A 22737-nucleotide genomic window follows, 5' to 3' on the forward strand; every position below is an offset into this window, starting at 1 on the left:
GTGTCATCGGTCCGTGCCCGGCGGTCGGGTGCAGCCCGTACCGCCGACACGTCACACCGTCAGCACTTCAAGCCATCAGCTCCCCACCGTCCGCACTCGCCCCGCCGAGACCCCGCGCGTCCGTCCATTCGGTCAGCACACGACCGTCGGCAACTCCTGCCCGATGCCCTGCCGCGGCATGGCGAGGCGCCAGCGCCTGCGCCCCCGGGGCCCGAGCACCCGCGGCAACGAGGAATTGCCGACTTCCGCCACGGGCCTGGCGCCACCCGCCATGTGGATGAGGGCGTCGACGGCATCCGCAGTCGATCGCCACCGGTCCCTGACCATGCGGGCGCTGGCCCGGAACGGAATCCGGCCGCTCCGGGCGATGTCGGAGTCCTTGGCCCGGTCCTTCTCGAACCGATCGGCGTGGTGGGCCCGCCCATCGGTCTCGAGGCCGATGATTCCGTCGACCACCATGTCGATGACCTTGTTCGTTCCCTTGATGGGCACCTGTCGCACGACGTGGTGCCCGGCACGTCGGAATCTCGTGCCGGCGACGCTCTCGAGGATGCTTTCCGCGCCTCCTTCGCTCCAGGCCGCGAGCCCGGCGGCGTCCGCTCGGAGACGGGACAGCACCTCGGCCGCGTCGTCGTCGTCCGAGACGATGCCCGCCTCGCGGGCCCAGTCGACGAGCAGGACGGCGTCCTCGAACGAGTCGGCGTCGATGACCGCACGGGCGAGGGCGTCACGAGGATCGACCGCCCAGGTCGAGCCCCGGTCGCTCAGGTCGAGCGAGTCCCACACGACCCTCACTCCGCGGCGTCGCCGGAGGCGTGACGCCGTCTGGGGCACCGACACGGTGACGGGCGGCCGACGCCACGACCAGGCCCCGAGCAAGTGCAGAGCGGATGCTCCCGTGAGCCGACCGCCGACAGCCACCGCCACGTGGCGAGGGTCGCCCTTCGGCCAGGTCGAGTACCACCCCCGCCTGGGTCTGCTGACGCTGCCTGACCGGACGGCGCTGGTCAGGTGACGGTCGGTGGCCCCGTGCGCGACCAGGTCGCGTTTGTGCAGGAGTCCCCCGGCAGAGGCGACGAGTTCGGCGATCGTGGTCATGGGATGCGACAGTGTCGGAGATGTCGACGAGATCGCGGAGGCGGCGCCTCCGTTGTGCACGGAGTGGAACCGTTCGCCCCTCGGGAGGAGACGTCGGCGTCCCGGTCGCCACGTCGACGGCGACGTGATTCGCCGCCCTGTCGCCAACTCCCCTCCGTCGCCCGGGTGCTGCCGTGGTCGTGGTGGCCGGCCCGCGGGCGTCGACCGCGGTCAGGAGTTGCCGTCGCGGTCGGAGTGGCGGGACGGAGTGACAAGGGTCAGGGAGCGGACAGCGCTGGCCTGAGTCGTGACAGGTCTGGCCCGATGCCGATGTCCACGAGCACCAGGCGACCCGCGAGACGCGACGCCGGGGCGACGAGCAGCCCGACCTTGCACCCGCCGAAGGTCACGGTGACGTCCGCGGCGAGCACGACGAGCGGGTCGGGGACGGCTCCGTCGTCCACGCCGATCCCGCTCGGCACGTCCACGGCGACCACGACCGGCGAATCCGAAGAACGGGTACCGATACCGGCACCGGCACCGGTACCGGTACCGGCACCGAGCATGGCCGTCACGACGCGGAGGGCGTCGCCCCGCAAGCCGGGCCCGTCCGAGCCCGTCCCGACGAGACCGTCGAGCACCACGTCGTACCCGGGGAGCAGCTCGGAGACGACCGCCTGGTCGCTCCAGGATGGGACGTCGCCGAGGACGGCTCCAGCCCCGAGCGCGGCGGCCAATGCCTCCTCGTGCATGCGCGTCCCCACGGGCACCACGGTCACGACGCCCCCCGACGGCACGAGTTCGCGAGCGAGGGACTCCCCCGCGTAGAGGGCGTCGGCCCCGTTGTTGCCGCTGCCCACGAGCAGCAGCACGCGGGCGGCACGGACCCCACGGCGAGCGCGAGAAGCGTGCAGCACCTCCCGGACGACACCTGCCAGCCCGTCGGCTGCCCGTTGCATGAGCGGTTCGCCCGCTTCGAGATGAGGACGTTCCGCCTGGCGGATCTGCGCGGCCGTCCATGCGTCGATCATGACCCCAGCCTGCCCCGGTCACCCGTCGGCCGACCAGACGTCGCCTCGCTCGGGCGCAGCTGAGCCGAGCCGCTGCCAGGGCAGACCGTCCCAGAATTCGGTTGAGGGTGGATCGGGGGTGCCACCGGGTTGACAATTCCACCGCCACGACCCAGCCCGTGCCGCCGATGCTGGTCGACCCGGCCGATCGTGAACACGGCGCAGGACTTGCCGACGGTCAGCGCCGCCGAGCGCCGCCGAGGGCCGATGGGCGCCACCGGGTCGACAATTCCACCGCCACGACGCAGCCCGTGCCGCCGATGCTGGTCGACACGGCCGATCGTGAACACGGCGCAGGACTTGCCGACGGTCGGGGCCGCCGAGGGGGGAGGGCAGGCAGGGGAGGTCAGCCCGCCCGCGAGCAGCCAGCTCGGCCCGCTCACGAACAGGCGTGCAGGCACGGGTCGACCAGCTGACAGGCAGGGAGGCTGGCAGGCTGACCCAGAGGCAGACAGACAGACAGACAGACAGACAGACAGACAGACAGACAGACAGACAGACAGACAGACAGACAGACAGACAGAGAGACAGAGAGGCTGGGAGGCTGGCAGGCTGACCCAGGCGCAGGCAGGCGGGCACCCGGGCGGACACGCAGACGGGCAGGCACGCAGGGCGTGCAGGCCGGACGAGCAGAACGCGCAGAACGTGCGCAGCGAGCACTACGACCACAACCCGCGCCGACCACCGGGCACTGCCAGACTGGCCGGATGCGCGCGAGCACCCCGAACCCCGTCGACGGCACCGAGATCGCCTACGAGGTGGACGGCGACGGCCCTCCCCTGGTGCTCGTGCACGGTTCGGGCCTCTCGCGCGGCACCTGGCGCGGCCTCGGCTACCTGCGCGACCTGCAGCGCGACTTCACCGTGGTCGCCCTCGACATGCGGGGCCACGGCAAGAGCGGCAAGCCCCACGACGCGGGGTCGTACTCGATGGAGCTCCACCGCGGCGACGTCGCCGCCGTCCTCGACGCGACGGGGCTCGAGCCGGCGCACTACGTCGGCTACTCGTTCGGCGCGCGCATCGGCCTGTCGATGGCGGCGAACGAGCCCGGCAGGCTCCGCACGCTGACCACGATCGGTGGCAGTTGGGCTCCGATGAACGGCAACATCGGGGCGACCTTCACGCCCGACTGGCACGACGCGCTCACGACCGGCGGCATGGCCCGCCTCGTCGACCGTTGGGGTGAGACGATCGGCCGCCCCATCGACCCCGAGACGCGTCTCGCCTTCATGCAGGACGACCCGGCCGCCCTGGCCGCGTTCTTCACCGCCGCCGAGACGGGTGGCGGCCTGACCGTGGCGCAGCTCGACTCGGTCGAGGTCCCGACGCTCCTGCTCGCGGGCACGCGTGACGTCGACCGTCACCGTGAGTCGCAAGAGGCCGCGCGGCGCATGCCCGCCGCCGTCTTCTACTCGCTCGTCGGCCAGGACCACGCGTCGTCCCTCCTGCCCGTCGACCAGGTGACCGACCTGCTGCGCACGTTCCTCGAGACCGTCGACGCCTGACGGCCGTCGACACGGCCAGGAGGCGCGGCGGGCCCTGGGAGGCGCGACTCACGACCCGGGCGTCCCCGGCAGGCGCGACCCACCGCTCCGGGAGGCCCGACCGACGACCACTGATGACCCCGGGGAGGCGCGACCCGCGACCGCGGGACCCCCCGGAGGCGCGGCTCCAGGCCCGGTACCCGCCGAGGCGCGAGCGGATGCCCGCCCCGGCTGCGAGAATGGGCTGACCATGGGCATCAGTCGACGAGCGTTCTTGACGGGTTCGGTCTCGGGGGCCGCGGTCCTCGTGCTGACCGCCTGCACGACGGGTGCGCCGACGCCCACCGGCAGTCCGTCGCCGACCGGTGCCGTGACGACCCCGACGACGAGCCCGTCCGCCGCCGCCCCGGGGACGATCGCCCCCGCCGCCTTCCGTCGCAGTTCGTGGGGCGACGACCCCTACGCGCTCGGGGCGACGAGCCACCTCACCCCGGGCACGACCGACGCGGATCGCCGCCTGCTCGGCACCCCGATCGACGACCGGCTCTTCTTCGCCGGTGAGGCGGTGGCCGCCTCGATGGGCGGCACGGTCTACGGGGCCCGTCAGTCGGGCTTCGACGTGGCCGCCCAGGTCGCCGAGGTCGCCGCGACCGACGAGCGCATCGCCGTCATCGGGGCCGGCATCGCCGGGGCGACGGCCGCACGTTCGCTGGTCGAGCGGGGTTACGACGTCGTCGTCGTCGAGGCCAGGGGCAGGGTCGGCGGCCGGGTGCACAGCGTCCGCGACGACGACTGGCCCTTCCCGGTCGAGCTCGGCGTGGGTCTGCTCGAGGGCTCGGGGGCGGTCGCGCTCGAGGCCGCGCTCGCGCTGGCCCGGGTCCGCACCCGCCCCCTCGACGACACCCTCGAGGTCCGCACGTCCGACGGCACGGTCGACTCGGTGGGCGACGCCGTCGACCGGCTCGACCGGGCGGCGTCCTGGGCCTCGGCCCGAGCCGGCTCGAGCGACACCGGCACCGGCACCGGCACCGGCACCACCACCGGGGCCGACGCCGACGCCGCCACGAGCGTCACCGACGCCCTCGCGGGGTCCGGGGCCGACCAGGTCTCGACCGTCCCCGGCCCCGACGGCGTCTCGGACGCCGACCGGCTCGCGCTCGTCCTCGACGACCTGCTGCCCGCCCGGTGGGGCGCGGGGGCCGACGACCTCGCCGCCGCCGCGCTCGGCGACGCCCCCTCGGCCGACCTGCTGCCCACCGGCGCGACGCTCGTCACGGGCGGCCTCTCCGGCTTCGTCGCCGGTCTGCTCGACGGGCTCGACGTGCTGCGCGACAGCAACGTGGTGCGTCTGCAGTACGGCGACCAGGGCGTGGGGCTCCGCTTCGCCACCGGAGAGTCGCTCTCGGTGGACCGCGCCGTGTCGACGATCCCGCTCGGCGTGCTCAAGTCCGGGGTCCCCGAGTTCTCGCCCGAGCTGCCCTCCACGCACGCCGACGCGATCGAGGCCCTCGGCGTCGGCACCCGCGAGGTGCTCTGGCTGCGCTTCGACGAGGCCTTCTGGTCGACGCAGGCGACCGTCTGGGCCGTGCTCGACGACGAGGCGCCCTACCGGCTCTTCGTGAACCTCCTGCCGGCCACCGGTGCTCCGCTGCTGCTCGCCCTGACGGGCGGCGAGGCGGCCTCGGCCGTCGCCGACCTCGACGACGACGACGCCGTGGCCGCCGCGATGCGCAGCCTCGCGCCCTACCTCGACCTCGTGGCCGAGGGGTCGCCGGCGCCCACCGCCGAACCGTCGGCCGACCCGACGGCCTGACCCGCGCCTCCTCGTCGCGTGACCGCAGGAGGCGCGGTGCGCGTCGACGACACCGGCTCGCGGCCCCGCGACCTCCGGGCGTGCGGCCGCACGTGGCTCAGGGCGACGAGGGCGACGATCACCCCGACGATCACCCCCAGCGCGATGCCGTTGTAGAGGACGAACTCACCCGGCCAGGTCACCTGGGCAGGATCGAGGAAGAAGTACGGGTACCAGCCGACGTCGGCGCCACGGACGATCGTGAAGACGCCCCAGAGCAGCGGGAAGACCAGGACGACCGAGACCACGCGCCAACGCACCCGGGGCCGGTCGGGGGCGAGCACCCAGTCCACGAGCACGAAGGTCGGGACCACGAAGTGCAGCAGCTGGCTCGACCACGGCACCTCGATGCGGTAGTCGTGGCTCGCCGACTCGGCGACGATGATGCCGAACACGATGCCCGACACGATCACGTAGGTGCTGACCAGGGCGTGGACGGCGGCGAACCAGCCGGGTTCCGGTCGACCGACGAGCAGGAGCGCCCCCGCGGTCGCGAGGACGACCACGTTGGCCATGTTGCTCTGCTGCGTGAAGTAGCTGAAGTAGTTGATCGAGCTGAAGGTGCTGAAACCGAGGACGTAGACGAAGTCGGCGACGAGCGCGACCACGCCGACGGCGGCCGCGAGCAGGCGTAGGACGCCGACAGTCCGTCGCACCGTGTCACGCCCTCCGGGTCCGGTCGTGTTCTGGGGGAACGTCGATCGTACTAGCCCTCGACGGTCACCCGACGCGGCGAGGCCGGGCCCGCACGTCCTCACGACATGCCGGCCCGGCCTCGATGCCCGATGCCGCCGTGACGCGACACCGTGCCGATCAGGGGATCAGCTGGGGATGTAGTTGAACTCGTCCGGGTTCGGGCCGGTGCGCTCGTCCTTGTTCAGGGCGGTGATCGCGGCGACGTCGGCGTCCGTCAGCTCGAAGTCGAACAGGTCGAAGTTCTCCTCGACGCGCGAACGGGTGACCGACTTCGGGAAGACGATGTCGCCCCGCTGGATGTGCCAGCGCAACGTCACCTGGGCGGTCGTCTTGCCGACGCGCTCGGCGATCTCGGTGATGGTCTCGTCCTTCAGCACGCCGCCCTGGGCGATGGGCGACCAGGCCTCGGTGTGGATGCCCTTCGAGACGCCGAACTCGCGGAGGGCGTCCTGGGTGAGGTACGGGTGCACCTCGATCTGGTTGACGACCGGCACGACCGAACCCTCGTCGAGGATGCGCTCGAGGTGGGCCTGCTGGAAGTTCGAGACGCCGATCGACTTGGCCCGTCCGCTGGCGTGGATCTCTTCCATGGCCTTCCAGGTCTCGACGTAGTCGACGTCGATGCCGGGCAGCGGCCAGTGGATGAGGAAGAGGTCGACGTAGTCCTGCTTGAGGGCGTCGAGCGTGCCGTCGAACGCCTTCAGCGCGTCGTCACGCTTGTGGAAGCCGTTGTTGAGCTTCGAGGTGACGAATATCTCGCCGCGGTCGATGCCGCTCTCGGCGATGGCCTCGCCGACGCCCGCCTCGTTGCCGTACATCTCGGCGGTGTCGATGTGGCGGTAGCCGACCTCGAAGGCGGTGAGGGTGGCGTCCTTCGTCTCGGCCGGGTCGACCTGGTAGACGCCGAACCCGAGCTGGGGGATCTGGATTCCGTTGTTCAGGGTGATGGTGGGGATCGTGGTCATGTGTAGAGCCAACCACCGACCCCCGCCGAGCCTTCCGAGGAAGCCCTGGCGCATGTACCCCGGGCGTGTTACAGTCATGAGTCGCTTGGGCCCCTCTTCTCACAGGGGCCCCGTGCGGTGACGACCGAGTCCACACCGGTGCACCGCCCGAAAAGCCTCGCGAGACGACCTCGCCGGATGCGCACGACGACCACCGATCGTCGTTGCCCTACTTCTCCGGCCGCCGTCTCCGCAGGCCCGACCACCGCCTCCTGGCGGACCACGACCGCCCACCCGGCGGGTCGTCCCACGGATTCTGTCGCAGCACAGAGCACACATCGAAATCGAGCATCATGAACGACATCATCAGCATCACCGGCACGGTCACGACCGTGCCCACCCTGACCACCGCCCGTCTCGTCGAGTTCGTCGTCGTCGACGACCGCGGCACCGAGTTCGCCGTCCGCGCCTGGCGCGACGACGTGGCGGCCGCGGTCCGCCCCGGTGCGACGGTCACCGTCCACGGTGCCGCCGGCTGGGTCATCCCGGGCCGCAGCTGGCGCCACGAGCCGAGCCGCACCATCGTGCAGGCCTCGACCGTCGAGACGCGCGAACTGGCCCTCGCGGCCTAGGTCGTCCCGGCGCCCGAGGCGCGACGACTTGCAGGAGGCGCGGTGGGGCTCACGGCCGCACCGCGCCTCCTGCGGTCTCCGCCCTCCGACGACGACGGGCCCGGCCACCGAGAGGTGACCGGGCCCGTCGTCGCGTCCCCGGAGGACCCGGAGGCATCGGCGCGGAGGCGTCGGGGACCGGCCCGTCAGAGCCCCTGGGCGCGCACCAGGATGGGACGGTGGTCGCTGACGCCGGCGGGCAACGTGACGACGTCCTCGATCTTGAGGTCGTAGCTCGTGGCGAAGTCGAAGTGGCCCTTGACGTACTTGTAGCCGAGGTAGGTCGGGGTCGAGCTGCGCGTCAGCACGAAGCCGTCCCGCTCGATGTGCCTGCGCAGACCTCCGTGGAACCACGGGTAGTTGAAGTCGCCCACCATCAGCATCGGCACGCCCGGCGCGAGCGAGCGCATGAGGCGGTGCGCCGACTCGACCTGTTTCTTCCGCAGGGCGTTGGTGGCCGTCAGCGGAGCTGCGTGGAAGGAGCCGATCAGGACGTCGCGCCCGCTCTGCCGGTCGGCCAGGTGCATGGCCAGCAGACGCTCGTGCGCCGGCGACATGACCCGGTCGTGCATCGACTTCTTGAGGGCGTACACGTTCGTGCCCAGCAGCTCGAAGCGCGAACGCCGGTAGTAGGCCGCGAGCCCCAGCCGGTTGTTCTGCGTCGACGCCGCGAGGGCGAACTCGCCGAACTCGTCGGGGATGTCCTTGGTGTCGGCCTCCTGCAGGCACAGCACGTCGGCGTCGTTCTCCTCGGCGAGCGATCGGATCTCGCCCTTGGCGGTGTGCTCGCGCAGGTTGTAGCTGACGACGCGCATGGTGTGTCCGTTGTGTTCATCCACGAGTAGCGAACCTAGTCCACGAGTGTTTCGAGCATGTGCAGGTTGGACGAACGGGGGGTGCCGGATGCGGCGGACGTCGCGTCCGCCGCACCCGGCACCCCCCGTCGTCGGCTACGCGTCGTGGTTCGAGCGGTCGGCACCGGTCGCCGTCGCGGCACGAGCCGCCCGACGACGCGTGCCGATGACGAGCGCGGCTCCCAGCAGGGTCAGCAGGGCGGCCAGGCCGACCGGGCCGGCCAGCTCGGCGCCCGTGAAGGCGAGACCGGTCGTGGTGCCACGGGGCGTGGACGCGACCGGCGTGGTCGGACCGGCCGCGGGGGCGGCGGCCGGCGTCGACGGCGAGGCCGTCGGCGTCGTGGGCGTGCTCGCAGCTGCGGGGACCCGGGCGAACCAGGCGTTCGAGGCCGTCACGGCCTGACCGGACTCGATGCCGCGGGCCGTCACGGTGCCGACGTCGTGGTGGTCGACGCTGCCGGCCTGGACGCCGCCGAGTGCCGCGGTGCAGTCGAACGAGGCGCCGACCGCGAACGGTCCGGCCCAGGTCACGCCCGACGCCGGGCCGCCGAGCGGCGAGAAGTCGCAGCTGAGGTCGGTGACGGTGCCGTTGGCGACGACGGCGTCCGAGACGGTCACGTCGGCGAGCGCGTCGGCTCCGGAGTTGGTCACCTGGTAGACGAGGGAGGCGGTGCCGTCGGCGCCGAGGAGGACCGCGGTCTCGGCGGTGTCGGCCGCGTGTCCGGCGTCGTCGTCCTTGGTGATGGTCACGGCGGGGACGGGCACGTCTCCGCTGCCCTCACCGCCGGCCGAGGCCTGCGTCTTCGAGGCGCTGACCGAATCGGTCGTGGTCACGCCGCCGACGACGGTCGACACCGTCGCGAGGTTGGTGAAGGTCTGGGCGGGCGTCGCCGTGCCGGTGGGGGCGGGCAGGCTCACGGCGATGGCGACGCGGTCCTGCACGTTCTCGACCTGGGCACCCCAGTTCACCGTGAAGCCGGCCGGCGAGCACGTGTACGACGTGGGCGCGACCGCGAGGGGGGCGGCGAGGCTCCCGTCGGCCTTGACGCGGATCGAGTCGAAGACGATGGTATCGCAGTCGTAGCTCCAGGCCTGGCCCGCCGGCACGGCGTCGGTGGTCGTGGCGGACTCGAAGGCGCCCAACGGGGTGAGCACGTGCCAGGTGAGGAAGCGCGAGGCCGTCGAGCGGCCCTGGTCGGCTCCGGCGTAGGTGCCGTACTTGGTGGGCTGGTCGAGGCCACGCAGCGACCCGGTCGGCGTGACCTCGGTCGTGAAGGTGCGGCCGTCGTTGGTGGTCGAGGTGAACGGCGTCGGCACCCCGGACGGCGTGGTCAGCGACTCGAAGTCCGACGTCACGAAGGCCTTGCCGCTCACGTCGAGGTGGTCCTCGGCGTAGGCCGTCATCGTGAAGGTGACCACGTAGGGGCGGGTCCCGACGACCGTGGCCTCGGCCACGACGGCGTCGGTCGCGGGATCGCGCAGGGCGAAGCCGGTCGGCAGGTTCTTCAGGTGCTCGCTGAGCGTGAGCGTGAAGGTGTCACCGGCCATCGTGTCGTCCGGCACCTGCCAGGCGAGCGTCGTCGTGAGCTGGGTCCCCTGCTTGGGGTTCGTGGGGGTGACGGTCACGTTCGTGATCGCCCCGTCGATCTCCCTGGCCTGGGCAGAGGTCGCAGGCCCGGTGAGGGCGGCGGTTCCGGCCAGGGCCAGCACGGCGAGCAGGGCGGCGGACAGGCGCAGGGCCCTCCGCCCGCGACGGGGAGACCCCGCGAGGGTGAGCGAGTGCATGGTGGTGCCTTTTTCGGGTAGGTCGGACGCGCGCCTCGACCTGCTCCCCCTGCGCCGTGTTCGGGTACGGCGCAGGGGTCGGGTGAACAGGGATCGTCACGTCTCGGGTGCCCCCAAACTAGGGCCGGGTTGCTGACAGTGTCCACCATTCGGGGGACAGATCACCCGGATGGGCGTGCGGGCGACGCCGGCGGTCCCCCGAGCCACCCGCTCCGGGGGACACGGCGACCCGGTGCCGACGCGCGGGCGGGTGGCGACTCCCCTGGCCCACGCCGGCCGACGACGGGCAACTCCTGACCGGTGCACGGGCCCAGGGCACGAACCGGCGCGCCCCGGACGGCGCGGCGGCACCGGGCAGGACTTGCCGGCACCGCCAGCCGACGACGGGCAACTCCTGACCGGTGCACGGGCCCGGGGCACGAACCGGGGCGCCCCGGACGGCGCGGCGGCACCGGGCAGGACTTGCCGGCACCGCCAGCCGGCGACGGGCAACTCCTGACCGGTGCACGGGCCCGGGGCACGAACCGGGGCGCCCCGGACGGCGCGGCGACACCGGGCAGGACCTGCCGGCACCGCCAGCCGGCGACGGGCAACTCCTGACCGGTGCACGGGCCCGGGGCGCGAACCGGGGCGCCCCGGACGGCGCGGCGGCACCGGGCAGGACTTGCCAGCCAGGCCGACCGGCGACGGGCAACTCCTGACGGGTGCGCGGGCCCGGGACGCGAACCGGGGCGCCCCGGACGGCGCGGCGGCACCGGGCAGGAATTGCCCCCAGGTCGAGGCGGAGACGGGCGGGGACGCGGGGAGGCGGTGGCCGCCTCCCGTGGGGAAGGTGACCACCGCCTCCTGGCCGTCAGGCCGTCAGGCCGTCGGCGCTGCTACCAGCGCCACGGGAACCACCCGTAGAAGAGGTCGCCGAGGGCGTTCCAGATCCACTGGAGGACGTCGCCGAGGCTCCAGCCGCCCCCCGGGTTGCCGGGCTGGCCCGGGCCGGGGCCCGGGTCGGTGGGCACCTCGGGCGCTTCGCCGGACGCGACCGTGAGGTAGGTCACCTGCCCGGTGTCGCCGTAGACGACGCGGCCGAGGTAGGTCTGCTCGTAGGCCAGGTCGGTCCACGACGCGGTGAGCGTCGCGGTCTCGCCGAGTCCGGCCGAGAGCGTGGCCGGGTCGACCGTGAGGCCTCCGACGGCCGTCGCCGGGTCGAGCAGGTACGACGTGAGCGTGTAGTCGAGCGCTCCCGACCCCGAGTAGAAGTCGACGAGCAGCACGTACTCGCCGGCCGCGGGGGCGTCGAGGTCGATCTGCTCGTCCGCCGAGCCCGTCGCCGAGACGGCCGCGAGCTGGTCGGGCGCACCGTCGGCGTCGGCCGTGTAGAGCAGCAGGTCGAGGTCGGCGGTGTCGTCGGCGCTGTCGAGCACGAAGCGCGCGTGGGTGGTGCCCTCGGCGATCGTGACCGGCGTCTCGGCCGCGGCGGCTCCCGCCGTGCCCGACCCGGTCGTCACCTGACCGGCGACGAGCCCCTCGGTGGTCAGCGGCAGCTCGAGCGCGTCGCCCGCGGTCACGTCGAACGCGGTCTCACCCGTGGCGCCCTCGCCGGCCACCTCGGCCGGTGCCTGCAGCCGGACGGGTCGGACCGCCAGCGGGCTGCGGACGTCGTGCTCCCCGTCGCTCCAGGTCAGGTACCCCGTCGCGAACTCGTCGAGCGCGGCCGTGGTGCGGGTGAAGGTGACCGTGTAGTCCTGCGTCTCGCCCGCCGCGGCGAACGTCAGGGTCGAGGGCTCGACGGTCGCGGTGACCCCGTCCATCTCGATCGGGGCGACCGTGTAGGTGCCCGCCTCGGTCGAGGTGACGCTGCGGGTGACCTGGGCGGTGCCGGCCAGCGAACCGACGCTGATCGACGGCAGGTTGAGCGACGAGTCGGTCCCCTCGACGGTGTCGATCGAGTCGACGTAGGCCTGCCAGTCGGCGGGGCCGTTCTCGTAGACCAGGCCGGGGTCGAGGAACGCGGTCGGGTCGACGTGGCCGGCCCCCTGGGCGAAGACGTCCTGGCTGGGGGCGCCGTCCTCGCCGACGAGGTCGTAGGCGGTCGTCATCATGGCGGACTTGACCTCGTCGGGGGTCCAGTCCGGGTGCACGCCCTTCGAGAGGTACAGCGCCGCGAGGCCCGCGATGTGCGGGGACGACATCGAGGTGCCGGAGAGGAACTCGTACGTGCCGGGCTCGCCCTGCGCGTTGGCACCGTCGGCGAGGATCGCCACGCCGGGCGCTGAGATGTCGGGCTTCAGCAGGTTGCCGCCGTCGGCGGTCACCGGACCACGCGACGAGAAGCCGGCGATCTGCGGGGTCGCGGGCTCGGGCAGCGCACCCGGGTTGCCGTCGAGCAGCGTGACGGTCGCGCCGTCGGTGTCGGCGTACGCGTGGATCGCGGCGTAGTCGTCGGCGTTGAGGTGGACGGTGGGCACGGCGTGCTCGTCGAGGTCGACCGAGCTGCTCGTCGGGTTGACGAGCACCATGCCGATGCCGCCGGCGCGCTCGACCTCGGCCGACTTGGCCGTGCGGTCGTAGACGCCGCGGTCGCAGAGCACGATCGTGCCGGCGGCCTTGGCGGGGTCGAGGGTGTCGGGCGCACACAGCGTCACGGCGGTGGCGTCGGCACCGGCCGCGGCGACCGCGGTCGACGAGACGAAGTCGCCCGTGAGGCCGTCCTCGCCCGTCGGCACGGTGATCGAGCCGCCGAGGTAGTTCGTGCCGTCGGCGGTCTGCACCGTCGCGCTGTAGCTGGGGATGGTCGACGCGGCGACGGTGGTGATCCACGGTGCGGCGTTGTCGGCCGTCGTGGGGGTCGGGCCGTCGTTGCCGGCCGAGGCCGCGACGAAGACGCCGGCCGAGGCCGCGCCGAGGAACGCCTGGTCGGTGGCCGAGAAGGTGCTCGTGGCACCGCCGCCGCCGATCGAGTAGTTGATGACGTCGACGCCGTCGGTGACCGCGGCCTCGATGGCGGCGATCAGGTCGAGCGTGGCGCACCCGTCGTCGTCGGTGCCGACGCGGTCGGGACCGTCCCAGCAGACCTTGTAGGCCGCGATCTTCGCGGCCGGGGCGACGCCCGACACGGTGCCGAACGAGCGGTCGCCGATGGTCGCCTCGACGTCGGCGTTGCCCGCGGCGGTCGAGGCGGTGTGCGACCCGTGGCCGTTGCCGTCACGGGGCGAGAGGTACTCGCCCTGCTCCTCGGTGCCGATGTTGCCGACCCCGAAGCCGTCGACGAAGTACCGGGCGCCGATCAGCTTGGTGTTGCAGTCGCTCGCGTCGAACTGGACGCCGGTCTGGCAGACGCCGGTGAAGGTGCCGCCGTCGCCCTTGGCGAAGACGGTCGCGTCGCCCTCGAGGTGCGGTTCGGCGTCGCTCGCGGAGCCCAGCGGGTCGCCCGCGAACGAGGCGTTGCCCGCCGCGATGCCCGAGTCGATGATGCCGACCACGACGCCCTCGCCGGCCTTGTCGCGCCCCCCGACGGCGTCCCAGACGCCGCCGTTCCCCTCGGCGTCGCCCAGCCCGAGGAACTCGGTCGAGGGCGTCGCCTGCAGCTTCAGCAGTTCGTTCCTCGACACCGCGGCGACCGCCGGGTCGCTCGCGAGCTTCGCGGCCTGGGCGGCCGTGAGGTCGGCGGCGAAGGCGTTGGTGGTGATGGCGTAGCTCGCCTCGACCGTGGCTCCCGCCGCGGCGGCGACGTCCTGCTGGACGTCCTCGAGGTGCGCGGCGTAGTCCTGCACGGGCGCGCTCTGCGCGTCGAGGTGGCTGCCCTGGGGCACGGCCGTGCGGGCGAGCCCGGCCTTGCCGCCTTCGTAGGTCGCGGCGGCCGGTTCGCGCAGGGTGACGACGTACTTGCCGTCGGCGAACTGGCTGTCGCCCACGACCGCGGGACCGTCGGCGGCGAAGGAGGCGGTGGTCGGGACTGCGACGAGGCCCGCGGCGACGACGCCGGTGGCCAGGATCGCGGCGAAGCCGCCGCGGAGGCGGCTGCGGGGAGGTGCGGACGGCCTGCGTCGGCCGGATGGTGTGATCACGGATCGCCTTTCGATGCACGCCGCTCGGAGCGTGCTGTCGGGGGTGCGCCGCGGCCCCGGGCCACGGTCGATCCATAAGAACTACCTGTGAATGCGCGTGACCCTCTAGTGGGGGTCATGGCCGAAACCGGCCAGTGACCTCCATCGGCCACAGAGTTCACACGAGGAGGCGCGGGCGGGGCACCGAGGCCGTCCTCCCTTGGGGGGACGCACGCCCCCGCGCCGGTCCGACCGGGGTCGCTCCGGCGGCTCAGACCCAGCCGCGCCGGGCCGCCTCGACCCCGGCGTGGAACCGGTTGCTCGCCCCGAGCTCGTCGAAGAGCGCGTGCAACCGGCGACGCAGGGTGCGGGACGAGATGCCGAGCTGCGATGCGATGACCTCGTCGGTCGCCCCGGCGGCCACGAGGGCCAGCAGGTCGCGCTCGGCGGGGGTCGGGGGTCGGGACGCGACGCGCGCCTCCTCGTCCCGCGTGGGGGATCCGCCCACGGCGGACGACGCGGGATCGGGCCAGGGGGCGGACGTGGGCGTCGACGCCGCGAGTCGGGCCGCCACCTCGGCCCAGTCGACGGCGGGCCCGCCCGCCCCGGGAGCACCGGGCACCGGCAGGGCGCTGCGCCAGCGGGCCTCGAACAGGTCGTAGAGGGCGGCGACGAGCGGCTCGGACTCGGTCACCAGGGCCTCGGGCCGGTCGGGGTCGTGACCGATCGACACCAGGGCGACCCGACGGTCGGCGACGGCCAGCTTGACGGGCAGGTCGTGGGTGATGCGGGCCTCTTCGCCGTCGGCCCCGAGACGGTGCACGCCCTGCCAGCTGCCGTCGGCCGAGATGCTCGCCACCGTGTAGACGGCCCGCCAGCGCACCCCGCGCCCGAGGGCGACCCGCTGGGTGGACTCGTTGGACGCGACCACGTAGGGCGGCCGGTCGAAGGCGACGAAGTCGGTGGTGGCGCGGTGCTCGAGCCGCGAGTACCAGTCGCCCACGGCGGCGTGACCGACGACGACCCGGGTCAGCTGGTCGGCGTCGTGCGGGCGCCTGCCCTCGTCGAACAGCTCGCCCAGCTCGGGCACGGCCGCCCGCACCTCGACGAGCTCGTCGGCGCGCGCCGCGACCACGGCCGGCAGGGCCACCCGCGGGTCGACCGCGCCGTACCCCTCGCCACCCGCCGTCCGCTGGACGAGACCGAGCGAACGGAGGCGCTCCAGGGCGGCCAGGGCCGTCGCCTCGTCGAGGTGCTCGGCCCGTGCCACGGCCCCGGGCGTCGGCCCGGCCGCCGCCCCGTCGGCGTCCGCCACCCCGGCCCCGGCGACGACGTGCCGGTAGACCGCGACCGCGACGTCGTCGATGCCGAGCGCGGAGAAGGACGGAAGGGGCACGGGACGATCTTGCCCCGTCCCAGCCGACTCTTGGTAGCGTCGTCCAGATGACCGGACACGGGGCGGGGCGGTGAGCCGCGAGGCGATCGCGTCGCCGGCGGCGACGTCGCTGAGGCGACCCGCCTTCACGGTCGACCTGGCGGGCCGCGTCTCGGGCAGCTGGCGCAGCCTGATGGTGGTCTACCTCGCGTCCCGGCTGTTCTCGACCAGCGTGCTCTTCGCCGTCTACGAGATCGCGAAGCTGGCCGGGGCGACCTTCATCACCCCCGGCAGCGATCGCAGCTACCTCGACTTCACCTCGTCGTGGGACGCGGACCGCTACCGCACCATCGCGCTGCACGGCTACCCCTCGACCCTGCCGACCGACGCGGCGGGCGAGGTGCTGCCGAACGAGTGGGCGTTCCTGCCGGTCTTCCCGTACCTCTGCCATCTGCTGATGGTCGCGACGGGCATGGACTTCACCGTCGCCGCTCCCCTGCTGGCCACCGTGTTCGGGGCGGGGGCCGTCGTCGTGCTGTACCGCCTGCTCGTCACGAAGGTCGGCCACACCGGCGCGGTCTGGGCCGTGCTGCTGTTCTGCTTCGGGCCGATGGCGTTCGTCCTGTCGATCGGCTACGCGGAGAGCCTGTTCCTGCTGCTGATGTTCGGCGGCCTGTACGCCATGCAGCGGCGGCGGTACCCGCTCGTGGCGGCGGCCGGCATCGCGGCCTCGTTCGTGCGGCCCGGGGCGCTCGCCCTCGCGTTGGCCCTCGGCGTCCACCTGATCGTGCGCTGGCACACCGAGCGCGAGCGACCCGCCGGCGGATCGTCGGGGGCTGCCGCCGACGCGGTGGACGACGCGGCGACGCGGGCAGGCGACGCCGCCGGGTCGCGACGGGTCGCCGGGGTCGACACCGCGCCTCCTGAGCTCGTGACCGCCGCCCGGACGGTGGGCCGACGGGCCTGGGCCGGGCTGCGCGAGTTCGTCGTCGGCGGCCGCATGCCGACCCGCGAGCTGACGACGATCGTCGTGGCGGGGCTCGCGATGGCGGCGGCGGGCCTGGCCTGGCCGGTGGTCGCGCACGTGGTCACGGGTCAGTCGGACGCCTACCTCGAGACCGAGATGGCCTGGTGGGTCGACTACGTCGGTCGGCCGGCGTTCATGCCGCTGACGCCGTGGTTCTTGCTGGCCGGCCGCTGGCTCGGCATCGCGGGCATCGTGCTCGTGCTGGCCATCGTCGGGTCGTTCACGTTCTGGATGACCCGCCGCTCGACGCTGCGCCTCGGCCACGAGGTCGTCGCGTTCGTTGCCGGCTTCTTCGCCTACCTGGTCGCGGTCTTCCTGCCGCAGCAGAGCCTGTTCCGGCTGCTGATGCCGCTCAGCCCGGTGCTCGGCACGCCCGCGATCTCGACGCGTCCGTGGCTGCGCCGCACCCTGCTGCTCGGCGGGGCGGCGCTGCAGCCCGTGGCCGTCGTCTTCGTGTTCCTCTTCACCGCGCCGTAGCGACCGCGGCGTCGCCGCCGGCTGTCACGACGGACACACCGCCGAATGGACACGACACCGTCGCATTCCTCGGTGTCTCGTCCACTCGGCGGTGTCCGGTGGGCGGGGCGCAACGCGTCCCGCCCGGAGGCACCGGCGCGCTACGCGGCGGCGGGGGCCAGCTGCATCGCGTCCGCGAGCAGGGCGACGGACCGGAGGCGCGCGTCCAGCGACGAGGACGAGTGCGCGACGATCAGCTCGTCGGCCTGGGCGGTCCGGGCGAACTGCTCCATGTACTCCCGGGCGTCGCCGGGCGTGCCGACGGCGGTGTAGGTCGTCATGGTCTGGACGTGCTGGCCGACCGGGGTGCGCAGCAGGTGGTCGAGCTCGTCGTCGCCGAACTCGCGGGTGGGGTCGATCTGGCCGCTCTGGCGCAGGAGCATCAGCAGACGCTGGCGCTTGACCTGGGCGAACTGCACGTCGGCCTCGTCGGCGTCGTCGGTGACGATCGCGTTCACGGCGGCGAGCACGTAGGGCTCGCTCAACTGGGCCGACGGCTGGAACTCGCGGCGGTAGGCCGAGACGGCGTCGATCAGGTCGCCGGGGGCGAAGTGCGACGCGAAGGCGTAGGGCAGGCCGAGGGCCGCGGCGAGCTTGGCCCCGAAGAGGGACGAGCCGAGGATGTACAGCGGCACGTTCGTGCCGGCACCGGGGACGGCCTGGACCCCGGCGACGCGGGACTCGCCGGCCAGGAAGGCCTGGAGTTCGACGACGTCCTGGGGGAACCGCTCGGACGACGACGGGTCACGGCGCATGGCGCGGAAGGTGGCCTGGTCGCTGCCGGGGGCACGACCGAGACCGAGGTCTATGCGGCCCGGGTGCAGCGTCTCGAGGGTGCCGAACTGCTCGGCGATGGCGAGCGGCGAGTGGTTCGGCAGCATGACGCCGCCCGAGCCCAGTCGGATCGTCGAGGTCTGGCTGGCGATGTGGGCGATCAGCACCGACGTCGCGCTCGACGCGATGGACGCCATGTTGTGGTGCTCGGCGTACCAGACCCGCCGGTACCCGCTCGCCTCGGCCTGCTGCGCCAGGGCCACCGAGGCCGCGAAGCTCTCGCGCACGGTCTGACCGGGTGCGACGGGGGCGAGGTCGAGGATGGAGAGGGGGATGCTCATGCGGGGGTGAACAACGACGGGCGTCGTCGTATGCCCGCGAGGACGACGAGTGGTCCCGGACCGTCCTCCGCCGGGGGGCGAGGAACGATGCGGGACCACTCGGTGCGGGCCGCGCGACGCGCGCCCGGGCCTAGAGGCCGCGGGCGAGGCGGTGGTAGGCGGCGTTCCAGGCGACCTCGTGGCGGAAGTCGCGGATGCGGGTGTCCTCGTCGATGACGAGCAGCTCGGTCTCGACGATGCGGGCCAGGTCTTCGAAGGCCTCGAGCCCGACGGCGGTCGACATCACCGTGTGGTGCGCAGCGCCGGCGGTCAGCCAGGCCTCGGCCGACACCGCGAACGACGGACGGGGCTTCCACACCGCGCGCCCCACGGGCAGGTTCGGGAGGTCTTCGTCGGGGTCGACGACGTCGACCACGTTGACCGTCAGGCGGAAGCGGTCGCGCACGTCGCTCATCGCGACGACGACGGCCGGGCCGGGGTCGGCCGAGAAGACCAGGCGCACCGGGTCGTCCTTGCCGCCGATGCCGAGCGCGTGCACCTCGAGCGACGCGCGACCCGACGTCAGCGACGGGCTGACCTCGAGCATGTGCGCCCCGAGGATCTTCTCCTCGCCGGGCACGAGGTGGTAGGTGTAGTCCTCCATCAAGGAGGCGCCACCCGGCAACCCGGCGCCCATCACGGCGGCCGCACGCACGAGCACCGAGGTCTTCCAGTCGCCCTCGGCGCCGAAGCCGTAGCCCTCGGCCATGAGGCGCTGCACCGCGAGGCCGGGCAGCTGCTTGAGCGCGCCCAGGTCTTCGAAGTTCGTCGTGAAGGCGTGGAACCCGCCCGCCTCGAGGAACGACCGCAGGCCGATCTCGATCGCGGCGCCGTCGCGCAACGACTGGTGACGCGCGCCACCGGCCCGCAGCTCGGGCACGACGTCGTACTCGGCCTCGTACACGGCGACCAGGTCGTCGATCGCCGACTCGGACGCCGCCGCGACCGCCTCGGCCAGCTCGTTGACGCCCCAGGTGTTGACCTGCACGCCGAAGGCGAGCTCGGCCTCGGTCTTGTCGCCCTCGGTCACGCCGACGAAGCGCATGTTGTCGCCGAAGCGGGCCAGCTTGAGGGACCGCATGGCCGAGGCACCCGCGGCGGCGCGCATCCACGTGCCGACCTGCTGCTGGACGCGCGGGTCGCTGACGTGGCCGACGACCGTCTTGCGCGGCACGCCGAGGCGGGTCTGCATGTAGCCGAACTCGCGGTCGCCGTGGGCGGCCTGGTTGAGGTTCATGAAGTCGAAGTCGATGTCGGCCCACGGCAGGGCGACGTTCGCCTGCGTGTGCAGGTGCAGCAGCGGCTTGCGCAGGGCGTCGAGGCCGCCGATCCACATCTTGGCCGGGCTGAAGGTGTGCATCCAGGCCGTGACGCCGACGACCGAGTCGTCGAGGTTCGCCTCGAGCATCGTGCGGCGGATGGCGTCGGCGTCGGTCAGCACGGGCTTCCAGACGAGCCGCACGGGCACGTCGGAGGCCGCGGCGAGCTCGTCGGCGATGGCGCGCGACTGGTCGGCGACCTGCTTCAGGGTCTCTTCGCCGTAGAGGCCCTGGCTCCCGGTGAGGAACCAGACCTCCTTCGAGGCGAGGAAGGCGGTCGGGTCGAGGGTGTCGTTCGTCATTTCAGTTCTCCTGCGGGCGCTTGGCCGTAGACGTTCTGGTACCGGTCGAAGAGGGCGTCGATGCTCTCTGCCGGGATGGGGAGGGGTTCGCCGAGCTGGCGGGTGATGTGGACGGTGCGGGCGACGTCCTCGGTCATCACGGCGGCCTTGACCGCGTCGCGGGCGTCCTTGCCGATCGTGAAGACGCCGTGGTTCTGCATCAGGACGGCGCGGCTGCGGTGGCCCTCGAGCGTCGCGACGATGCCGCGACCGATCGAGTCGTCGCCGATGATGGCGAACGGACCGACGGGGATCTCGCCGCCGAACTCGTCGGCCATGGCCGTGATGACGCACGGGATCGCCTCGCCGCGGGCGGCCCAGGCGGTGGCGTAGGTCGAGTGCGTGTGGACGACTCCCCCGACGTGGGGCATGGTCCGGTACACGTAGGCGTGTGCCGCGGTGTCGCTCGACGGGCTGCGGTCGCTGCCCGGGGTGCCCTCGACCACGGTGCCGTCCAGCCGGCAGAGGATCTGGTTCTCGGCCGTCAGGTCGTCGTAGAGCACGCCGCTCGGCTTGATGACGAAGAGGTCGGTGCCGGGCACGCGACCCGAGACGTTGCCGCCCGTCCAGACGACCAGTCCGTACCGCACGAGCTCGGCGTGCAGGGTCGCCACGTCTTCGCGGGTGGCGTCGATGGCCGCCTGCGTCGAGCGGTCGATCCAGCCGGTCATGCGGTCACCTGCGACTCGGTCGAGGCGGAGGCGGTGGCGTCCTGCTCGACCGCGTCCGCGCCTCCTGCGTCGACGGCGGGGGCCGAGGAGGCGCGGCTCGCCTCACGACGCATCGCCCGCAGGCGGTGCATCACGTCGTTGCCGCCCCGACCGAACCAGTCGTGCAACAGGAGGTACTCGGCGTAGAGGGCGTCGTAGGCGTCGGCGTTCGCCTCGTCGGGCGTGTAGGTGGCGCGGTCGACGCTGCCCATGGCGTCGGCCGCCGAGCGGATGTCGGGGTAGGCGCCGGCGGCCACGGCCGCGTGGATGGCGGAACCGAGGGCGGGGCCCTGCTCGCTCGTGATCGTCGAGATCGGCAGGCGCAGCACGTCGCTGTAGGTCTGCATCAGGTGGGCGTTCTTGAGCAGACCACCCGCGGCGATGAACTCGGTGACGGGCACACCCGACTCTTCGAAGGCCTGGACGATGCGGCGGGTGCCGAAGGCCGTCGCCTCGAGCAGGGCGCGGTAGCCCTCTTCGGGCGTCGTGCTGAGCGTCTGACCGACGATGACGCCGCTCAGCTCGTGGTCGACGAGCACCGAGCGGTTGCCGCTGTGCCAGTCGAGGGCCACGAGGCCGTGGGCGCCGACGGGCTGTTCGTAGGCGAGATCGGTGAGGTGCTGGTGGACGCTCTTGCCCGCGGCCGCGGCGGCCTCGACGGCCGACTGCGGCACCTGGTTCTTGACGTACCAGGCGAAGACGTCGCCGACGCCGGACTGCCCGGCCTCGTATCCGTAGAGCCCGTCGACGATGCCGCCGTCGACCACGCCGCACATGCCGGGCACCTCGGCGAGCCGGTCGCCGTTCATCACGTGGCACGTGCTCGTGCCCATGATCGCGACCATCTGGCCGGGCTGGGTCGCCTTCGCGGCCGGGGCGGTGACGTGCGCGTCGACGTTGCCGACGGCGACGGCGATGCCCTCGGGCAGCCCCGTCCAGCCGGCCGCCTCGGCGGTCAACGTGCCCGCGACGTCGCCCAGGGCGCCGATCTCGTGCACGACCTTGCTCTCGGCGAAGTCGGCGAAGTCGGGGTTGAGCGCCGCGAGGAACTCGCGGCTGGGGTACTCGCCGTCCTGGTAGATGCCCTTGTAGCCGGCGGTGCAGGCGTTGCGGACGTACCGGCCGCTGAGCTGCCAGACGATCCAGTCGGCGGCCTCGACCCAGTGCTCGGTCGCGGCGTAGACCTCGGGGTCCTCTTCGAGCAGCTGCAGGCCCTTGGCGAACTCCCACTCGCTCGAGATGAGCCCGCCGTAGCGCGGCAGCCAGGTCTCGCCGCGCTCGGCGGCGAGCTCGTTGATGCGGTCCGCCTGCCCCTGGGCCGCGTGGTGGCGCCAGAGCTTGACGAAGGCGTGCGGGCGGTCGGCGAAGCGCTCGAGCTCGTTGAGCGGCGTGCCGTCGGCGGTGGTCGGCACCATGGTGCAGGCCGTGAAGTCGGTGCCGATGCCGACGACGGCCGACGGGTCGACGCCCGACGAGCGCAGGGCCTCGGGCACGGCGTTCTTCAGCACGTCGACATAGTCCGACGGCACCTGCAGGGCCCAGTCGGCGGGCAGGCGCTCGCCCGTGCCGGGCAGCGTGCGGTCGACGACGGCGTGCGGGTACTCGAACGTGGCGCTGGCCAGTTCGGCGCCGTCGCGCACGCGCACGACGACCGCACGGCCGCTCAGCGTGCCGTAGTCGACGCCGACGACGTACGAGTCGGCCGAGGTGCCGGCGGGGTCGGGAACCCCGGGCGACGAGTCGGAGGGGATGGCGGTCTCGGCCATGGAACGTCCTTGTCCTGATGCGAAAGTGAGCGCTCACATTCTCACATGCGAGGGCT

16 protein-coding genes are annotated in these 22737 nt (G+C 72.9%); 4 read left to right on the plus strand and 12 right to left on the minus strand.

Features of this window, described 5'->3' with window-relative positions:
• Positions 1-132: 132 nt before the first annotated feature.
• Together ABID81_RS10410 and ABID81_RS10415 are read right to left on the minus strand one after the other, a co-directional pair.
• Complete coding sequence (locus tag ABID81_RS10410; RefSeq protein ID WP_354594738.1) at positions 133-1098, minus strand: hypothetical protein; 966 nt, start codon at positions 1096-1098, stop codon at positions 133-135.
• A gap of 257 nt (positions 1099-1355) precedes the next feature.
• Entirely contained in the window at positions 1356-2108 is a 753-nt protein-coding gene (locus ABID81_RS10415; RefSeq protein ID WP_354594739.1) for an NAD(P)H-hydrate epimerase, read from the minus strand.
• Between the two features lie 746 nt (positions 2109-2854).
• On the opposite strand from ABID81_RS10415, the gene ABID81_RS10420 reads away from it, so the two are divergent.
• Together ABID81_RS10420 and ABID81_RS10425 are read left to right on the plus strand one after the other, a co-directional pair.
• On the plus strand, positions 2855-3652 hold the full coding sequence (locus tag ABID81_RS10420) for an alpha/beta fold hydrolase (protein ID WP_354594740.1): 798 nt from the start codon (positions 2855-2857) through the stop codon (positions 3650-3652).
• 229 nt (positions 3653-3881) lie between these two features.
• Entirely contained in the window at positions 3882-5444 is a 1563-nt protein-coding gene (locus ABID81_RS10425) for an FAD-dependent oxidoreductase (RefSeq protein WP_354594741.1), read from the plus strand.
• On the opposite strand, the gene ABID81_RS10430 is transcribed toward ABID81_RS10425, so the two are convergent.
• Both ABID81_RS10430 and ABID81_RS10435 read right to left on the minus strand, forming a co-directional pair.
• Complete coding sequence (locus tag ABID81_RS10430) at positions 5375-6139, minus strand: Pr6Pr family membrane protein (RefSeq protein WP_354594742.1); 765 nt, start codon at positions 6137-6139, stop codon at positions 5375-5377. The two genes, ABID81_RS10425 and ABID81_RS10430, sit on opposite strands and share 70 nt — an antisense overlap.
• A 165-nt stretch (positions 6140-6304) precedes the next feature.
• Complete coding sequence (locus ABID81_RS10435) at positions 6305-7144, minus strand: aldo/keto reductase (protein ID WP_354594743.1); 840 nt, start codon at positions 7142-7144, stop codon at positions 6305-6307.
• 332 nt (positions 7145-7476) lie between these two features.
• Here ABID81_RS10435 and ABID81_RS10440 point away from each other — a divergent pair, with 332 nt between their 5' ends.
• Positions 7477-7755 carry a hypothetical protein gene (locus ABID81_RS10440; RefSeq protein ID WP_354594744.1) on the plus strand — a complete coding sequence of 93 codons (279 nt, stop codon included), beginning with the start codon at positions 7477-7479 and terminating at the stop codon, positions 7753-7755.
• Positions 7756-7940: 185 nt separating this feature from the next.
• Here ABID81_RS10440 and ABID81_RS10445 read toward each other — a convergent pair whose 3' ends face one another.
• The 4 genes from ABID81_RS10445 to ABID81_RS10460 form a co-directional block, all read right to left on the minus strand.
• Positions 7941-8609 (minus strand): endonuclease/exonuclease/phosphatase family protein, encoded by a 669-nt coding sequence (locus tag ABID81_RS10445; RefSeq protein WP_502915210.1) that lies wholly within the window; start codon positions 8607-8609, stop codon positions 7941-7943.
• Between the two features lie 135 nt (positions 8610-8744).
• On the minus strand, positions 8745-10433 hold the full coding sequence (locus ABID81_RS10450; RefSeq protein ID WP_354594746.1) for an Ig-like domain-containing protein: 1689 nt from the start codon (positions 10431-10433) through the stop codon (positions 8745-8747).
• Positions 10434-11311: 878 nt separating this feature from the next.
• Entirely contained in the window at positions 11312-14494 is a 3183-nt protein-coding gene (locus tag ABID81_RS10455; protein WP_354594747.1) for a S8 family serine peptidase, read from the minus strand.
• Between the two features lie 250 nt (positions 14495-14744).
• Positions 14745-15869, minus strand: a complete 1125-nt coding sequence (locus ABID81_RS10460) for a helix-turn-helix transcriptional regulator (protein ID WP_354594748.1) — start codon at positions 15867-15869, stop codon at positions 14745-14747.
• Between the two features lie 70 nt (positions 15870-15939).
• Between ABID81_RS10460 and ABID81_RS10465 the strand changes: the two genes are divergently transcribed.
• On the plus strand, positions 15940-17352 hold the full coding sequence (locus ABID81_RS10465; RefSeq protein WP_354594749.1) for a mannosyltransferase family protein: 1413 nt from the start codon (positions 15940-15942) through the stop codon (positions 17350-17352).
• 140 nt (positions 17353-17492) lie between these two features.
• On the opposite strand, the gene ABID81_RS10470 is transcribed toward ABID81_RS10465, so the two are convergent.
• From ABID81_RS10470 to araB, 4 genes are all read right to left on the minus strand, one after another.
• A complete protein-coding gene (locus ABID81_RS10470) occupies positions 17493-18506 on the minus strand; it encodes an LLM class flavin-dependent oxidoreductase (protein ID WP_354594750.1) in 1014 nt (337 codons plus the stop codon).
• A 130-nt stretch (positions 18507-18636) separates the two neighbouring features.
• Positions 18637-20166 carry an L-arabinose isomerase gene (gene araA / locus ABID81_RS10475; RefSeq protein ID WP_354594751.1) on the minus strand — a complete coding sequence of 510 codons (1530 nt, stop codon included), beginning with the start codon at positions 20164-20166 and terminating at the stop codon, positions 18637-18639.
• On the minus strand, positions 20163-20876 hold the full coding sequence (locus ABID81_RS10480; protein WP_354594752.1) for an L-ribulose-5-phosphate 4-epimerase: 714 nt from the start codon (positions 20874-20876) through the stop codon (positions 20163-20165). The genes araA and ABID81_RS10480 overlap by 4 nt, the downstream gene beginning before the upstream one ends.
• Positions 20873-22681 carry a ribulokinase gene (araB, locus tag ABID81_RS10485; protein WP_354594753.1) on the minus strand — a complete coding sequence of 603 codons (1809 nt, stop codon included), beginning with the start codon at positions 22679-22681 and terminating at the stop codon, positions 20873-20875. Before araB ends, ABID81_RS10480 begins: the two co-directional genes overlap by 4 nt.
• Positions 22682-22737: the final 56 nt, after the last annotated feature.

The sequence above is a fragment of the Frigoribacterium sp. PvP054 genome (assembly GCF_040547465.1).
GTDB lineage: Bacteria > Actinomycetota > Actinomycetes > Actinomycetales > Microbacteriaceae > Frigoribacterium.

Bases quoted from the DNA above. Each gene is read 5' to 3' on its own strand.
- ABID81_RS10410 (WP_354594738.1), bottom strand. From the start codon at position 1,098: ATGACCACGATCGCCGAACTCGTCGCCTCTGCCGGGGGACTCCTGCAC.
- ABID81_RS10415 (WP_354594739.1), bottom strand. From the start codon at position 2,108: ATGATCGACGCATGGACGGCCGCGCAGATCCGCCAGGCGGAACGTCCT.
- ABID81_RS10420 (WP_354594740.1), top strand. From the start codon at position 2,855: ATGCGCGCGAGCACCCCGAACCCCGTCGACGGCACCGAGATCGCCTAC.
- ABID81_RS10425 (WP_354594741.1), top strand. From the start codon at position 3,882: ATGGGCATCAGTCGACGAGCGTTCTTGACGGGTTCGGTCTCGGGGGCC.
- ABID81_RS10435 (WP_354594743.1), bottom strand. From the start codon at position 7,144: ATGACCACGATCCCCACCATCACCCTGAACAACGGAATCCAGATCCCC.
- ABID81_RS10440 (WP_354594744.1), top strand. From the start codon at position 7,477: ATGAACGACATCATCAGCATCACCGGCACGGTCACGACCGTGCCCACC.
- ABID81_RS10445 (WP_502915210.1), bottom strand. From the start codon at position 8,609: ATGCGCGTCGTCAGCTACAACCTGCGCGAGCACACCGCCAAGGGCGAG.
- ABID81_RS10450 (WP_354594746.1), bottom strand. From the start codon at position 10,433: ATGCACTCGCTCACCCTCGCGGGGTCTCCCCGTCGCGGGCGGAGGGCC.
- ABID81_RS10470 (WP_354594750.1), bottom strand. From the start codon at position 18,506: ATGAGCATCCCCCTCTCCATCCTCGACCTCGCCCCCGTCGCACCCGGT.
- araA (WP_354594751.1), bottom strand. From the start codon at position 20,166: ATGACGAACGACACCCTCGACCCGACCGCCTTCCTCGCCTCGAAGGAG.
- ABID81_RS10480 (WP_354594752.1), bottom strand. From the start codon at position 20,876: ATGACCGGCTGGATCGACCGCTCGACGCAGGCGGCCATCGACGCCACC.
- araB (WP_354594753.1), bottom strand. From the start codon at position 22,681: ATGGCCGAGACCGCCATCCCCTCCGACTCGTCGCCCGGGGTTCCCGAC.